This is a genomic window from Romboutsia sp. Marseille-P6047, assembly GCF_900604535.1.
In the GTDB taxonomy this organism is placed as follows: Bacteria; Bacillota; Clostridia; order Peptostreptococcales; family Peptostreptococcaceae; genus Romboutsia_E.
On sequence record NZ_UWOT01000027.1, the window covers coordinates 1 to 5,019 of the forward strand.

Genomic DNA, 5,019 nt, shown 5'->3' on the forward strand with positions numbered 1-5,019 from the left:
GACTTCAAGATAAGATTTCCCACCGTAAGGGTAAGACCCCAGGAAGACTACCTGGTTGATAGGTCGAAGGTGTAAGTGCAGTAATGTATTTAGCTTATCGATACTAATAGGTCGAGGACTTGACCAATAAATTTAAATGATAAATCAATAAATGATATGCAGTTTTTAGAGTATTAACTCTAAAACTTAATATAAGTTAATCGAAAGATTATGTGGTTATTATAGCAAAGAGGATACACCTGTTCCCATTCCGAACACAGAAGTTAAGCTCTTTAGCGCTGATGGTACTCGGAGGGCAACCTCCCGGGAGAGTAAGACGTAGCCACGTAATCTTTTTTATGTTTAAGAGTATAGTAAAAGTTGAAATAACTTTCCTATACTCTTTTAAGTTTAATAGTATTGATATACTCATAATTTATAAATAAAGTAAAATAGTTACATTCTATACTTATACCATACTATAAAGCAGAATTAGGGCAAGATACCATTATTTCAGAGATAAAATCGTTTAATCGATTTAAACCTTCTAAAAAGTCTTTTTCATCACAAGCGTATGATATACGTACATAGTCATCTATACCAAATGCTAGGCCAGGTACTATAGCAACATTATGTTTATTTAAAAACTCTTCACAAAATTCAACAGAAAAGCTTTCGCTAAAATTAAAATTATCTTTTATTTTAGATAAATCTATAAATATATAAAAAGCACCTTCGGGATAAATATATCTTATGTTAGTCATGGAGTCTAACTTTGATACAATTAAATCTCGTCGATATTTATATATATCAACCATATTATCTAAATCTTTTTTACAATCTCTTAAAGCAGCATATCCTATATATTGAGATGTTAAACATGGATGAGAAACTAGATGACCTTGAATAGCACATATTCCTTTAGCAATTTCTTTATTTGATGCAGAATATCCTAATCTGATACCGGTCATAGCTGCAGACTTTGCAAATCCATTTATGGTTATGGTTATATCCTTTATTTCTTTGCTTAATGATGCCATAGATACAAATTTATCTGTATAACATATTTTTTCATATATTTCATCGGATAGAATATATATATTATTTTCTAAACAAATATTAGCTATATCTAAAAGTTCCTCTTTTGTGTAAACAGCACCCGTTGGGTTTGATGGATTTGTTAAAATGAGCAACTTAGTTTTATTTGTAATATATTTTTTTAATATGTCACCGGTTAACTTAAAATCATTACTTTTATCTGTATTCATAGGTACTGGAATTGCATTAACTATTTTAGTCATTTCAGAATAACTAACCCAATATGGCTTCGGTAATAATACTTCATCTCCTGGATCAGTAACAGCCAACAAAGCATTTGTAATAGCATTTTTAGCACCACTAGAAACAACTATTTCATCTAATGAATAATCACAATTATTTTCATCTAAAAGTTTTTTACATATTTCTTCTCTTAAAATTGTTATACCTGGAACTAGGTTATATTTAGTTTCATCGTTATTCAAAGATTCAATACCAGAGTATTTTGCTTTTTCAGGAACGTTAAAATCAGGTTCACCGATACTTAGATTTATAATTTTCTTACCTGAATCTTTTAACTCCTTAACCTTCGTACTAATTCCCACTGTTACCGATGGAGTTATAATAGATAATCTGTTAGATAACATAAGATCTCCCCCTTAAAAATTCTATACATTAATGTTATATGAAAATTCAGAAAAATCATATAGAAATTTAGCAAATAAAAAAATTCCTGTTTTAATAAAATGATTTAATAATATTGGCTAAATAAGTTAATGTTATAGTACATTTTACTAAAACTTTTATACTGAATATGATAAAAGTAGTGAAAACTATAAATTAAATTGTTTTACTATATATAATATAAAATTGAATATAAGCTTTTAATATAAATAACTAATATTTAATATATACAATATATAGTAGTTATGATTGAGTTGTGATACAATATATGGTAATTAAAGGAGGGGTTTTATGATTAAATATATAGAGAAAAGGGATGGAAGAGTTGTACCTTTTAATAAAGATAGCATAATAAAATCTATATCTTTGGCAGTGGATAAAGTAGCTAATAAAGAAAATAAGACTCTAAATAATCAAATATCGGAAAAAATAACTAGTGATGTAATAAAATTATTAGAATCTGAACATATAGATTCCATTATAAAAGTAGCAGATATATATGATTTAGTAGTTAAAGATCTTATAGAAAATGGATATTTTAGAATAAGTGAAGAATATATAATGAATAGAAATGAGAGAGATAGAATAAGAAATTCTAATACTCGGCTAATGAAAGAGATAGAAGAAATTACATTTGAAGAATCTGATGATGTTGATATAAAAAGAGAAAATGCTAATATTAATGGTGATACATCTATGGGAATGATGCTTCACTATGGAAGTATTGTATCTAAGGCATTTTGTAAGGATAATATATTAAAATTAGATCACTCATGTGTTCATGAAAATGGAGATATACATATACATGATATGGATTTTTTTAGCATGGGAACATTAACATGTTGTCAAATTGATTTAGATAAACTTTTTAAAGATGGATTTTCAACAGGACATGGATTTTTAAGAGAGCCAAATGATATTATGAGCTATGGTGCCTTAGCAGCAATAGCAATTCAAAGTAATCAAAATGATCAGCATGGAGGGCAAAGTATACCGTTTTTTGATTATAATTTATCTAAGGGAGTAGCTAAAACTTTTAAGAAATTTTATATTATAAATATATATAAAGCATTAAAATTATATGAGGGTATAGGTAATATAGAATATATAAAGGATATTATTTCTAATTTAGAAAAACAAAATTTTAAACTTAAAATAAATCGAAGTAAAATTTATATAAATAAAGAAAAAGAAGTTTTAAAAGAAAAGTTTAATATAGATGAAGAGACAGCTAAAAATATTCAAGAATTTGCATACGAAGAAGCATTAAAAGAGACAGATAGACAAACATATCAGTCTATGGAAGGATTTATACATAACTTAAATACAATGCACTCAAGGGCTGGAGCACAAGTACCATTTTCTAGTATAAACTTCGGTACTGATACATCAGAAGAAGGTAGAATGGTAAGTAAGAATTTATTATTATCCTTAGAAAAAGGATTAGGAAATGGAGAAACACCTATATTTCCTATATTAATATTCAAAGTTAAAGAAGGGATAAATTTAAATCCAGGAGATCCTAATTATGATTTATTTAAGCTATCTTGTAGAGTATCTGCAAAAAGATTATTTCCTAATTTTAGTTTTATAGATGCTCCATTTAATGCAAAGTTTTATAAACCAGATAATCCAGAAACTGAAGTTACGTATATGGGGTGTAGAACTAGGGTATTAGGTAATTTATGTGGAGATGAAGTAGTTAGTGGAAGGGGAAATATATCTTTTACTACTATAAATTTACCAAGGTTAGGGATAAAGCATGGAATAGTTAATAATAAAAAAGTAGATATAGATGGATTTTTTAAGGATTTAGATCAAAAAATAGATTTAGTAATAGATCAACTATTAGATAGAATGATAATTCAAGGTAATAAAAAGGTGAAAAACTTTCCGTTCTTAATGGGGCAAGGCATATGGTTAGGATCAGATAATCTACTACCAGAGGATAAATTAAGTGAAGTTATAAAGCAAGGTACTTTAACAATAGGTTTTATAGGGTTAGCAGAGTGTTTAGTTGGTCTTGTAGGTAAGCATCATGGTGAAAATAAATATTCTCAAGAATTAGGGTTAAAAATAGTTACATATATGAGGAATAGAATGGATGAAGCTAGTAAGAAGTATGGATTAAACTTTTCTCTTATTGGAACACCAGCAGAAGGATTATCTGGAAGGTTTACAGCCATAGATAAAAAACTGTATGGAGAAATTAAAGGTATAACAGATAGAGATTACTATACTAACTCATTTCATGTTCCTGTATATTACAAAATAAGCGCATTTGACAAAATAAGTATCGAAGCTCCATACCACGCACTTACTAATGGAGGACATATAACATATGTAGAAGTAGATGGTGATCCAACAAATAATTTAGAAGCTTTTGAGACTATTATAAGAGCAATGAAAGAATTAGGTATTGGATATGGCAGTATAAATCATCCTGTTGATAGAGACCCTATATGTGGATATACAGGGATTATAAACGGTGATATATGCCCTGCGTGTGGAAGGAATGAAAGCCAAGTTAGATTTGAGAGAATAAGAAGAATAACCGGGTATTTAGTAGGAACTATAGATAGATTTAATAATGCAAAAAGAGCAGAGGTACGTGATAGGGTAAAACACACATAATCAAAAAGTGAAGGTGATTCTATGAAATTAAGAGTAGCAGCGCCTACTATGTTTGATAGCATAGTGGATGGGCCAGGATTAAGAGTGGTTATTTGGAGTCAGGGGTGTATTCATGATTGTATAGGATGTCATAATTCTCAAACTCATAACATAAAAGGTGGTTATGAAATAGATACTGGAGATATTATATATGAAATAAAAAATTTAAACCTACAAAGAGGTATAACTTTATCCGGTGGTGAGCCTTTTTTACAACCAGAACCATTAGCAATAATAGCTAAAGAAGCTAAGGTTAACAATTTAGATGTATGGGCCTATACGGGTTTTACTTTTGAAGAACTATTAGACAAGAGTAATAATATGTATAGAGAGAGAAGAACATTATTAAAAGAAATAGATGTTTTAGTAGATGGGAAGTTTGAAATAGATAAGAAAGACATAAGTTTGAGGTTTAGGGGGTCCTATAATCAAAGGATAATAGATGTTCAAGAAAGTTTAAAGCTAAATGACATTATATTGAAAAATGAATATATGTTTGGAGAGATGCCTGTAGTTAAATAATTAATATATTATTATATTAAAGTATAAAATTTAAATAAATGTATATATTAAATATTAGATTTAATAATATTAATTAAAAATATATACATTTATGAAGCTTTTTTTAATTAATATATGTTGATA

The 5,019-nt window shown here is 28.1% G+C and carries 3 protein-coding genes and 2 rRNA genes; 4 read left to right on the forward strand and 1 reads right to left on the reverse strand.

The features are described 5' to 3' along the window. Together EIH23_RS15815 and rrf are read left to right on the forward strand one after the other, a co-directional pair. Positions 1-127: ribosomal RNA gene (locus EIH23_RS15815) — 23S ribosomal RNA — on the forward strand; the annotation flags it as partial. A gap of 84 nt (positions 128-211) precedes the next feature. After that, a 5S ribosomal RNA gene (rrf, locus tag EIH23_RS15820) occupies positions 212-328 on the forward strand. A 130-nt stretch (positions 329-458) separates the two neighbouring features. Here rrf and EIH23_RS15825 read toward each other — a convergent pair. Continuing rightward, a complete protein-coding gene (locus EIH23_RS15825; protein ID WP_122641378.1) occupies positions 459-1,664 on the reverse strand; it encodes a pyridoxal phosphate-dependent aminotransferase in 1,206 nt (401 codons plus the stop codon). Positions 1,665-1,992: 328 nt separating this feature from the next. Here EIH23_RS15825 and EIH23_RS15830 point away from each other — a divergent pair, with 328 nt between their 5' ends. Both EIH23_RS15830 and nrdG read left to right on the forward strand, forming a co-directional pair. Beyond that, positions 1,993-4,335 carry an anaerobic ribonucleoside triphosphate reductase gene (locus tag EIH23_RS15830; RefSeq protein WP_122641379.1) on the forward strand — a complete coding sequence of 781 codons (2,343 nt, stop codon included), beginning with the start codon at positions 1,993-1,995 and terminating at the stop codon, positions 4,333-4,335. Between the two features lie 21 nt (positions 4,336-4,356). Then, positions 4,357-4,896 (forward strand): anaerobic ribonucleoside-triphosphate reductase activating protein, encoded by a 540-nt coding sequence (gene nrdG, locus EIH23_RS15835; protein WP_122641380.1) that lies wholly within the window; start codon positions 4,357-4,359, stop codon positions 4,894-4,896. Positions 4,897-5,019: the final 123 nt, after the last annotated feature.

Excerpts from the sequence above, each read along its gene's own strand:
- EIH23_RS15825 (WP_122641378.1), bottom strand. The coding sequence starts at position 1,664 with ATGTTATCTAACAGATTATCTATTATAACTCCATCGGTAACAGTGGGA.
- EIH23_RS15830 (WP_122641379.1), top strand. The coding sequence starts at position 1,993 with ATGATTAAATATATAGAGAAAAGGGATGGAAGAGTTGTACCTTTTAAT.
- nrdG (WP_122641380.1), top strand. The coding sequence starts at position 4,357 with ATGAAATTAAGAGTAGCAGCGCCTACTATGTTTGATAGCATAGTGGAT.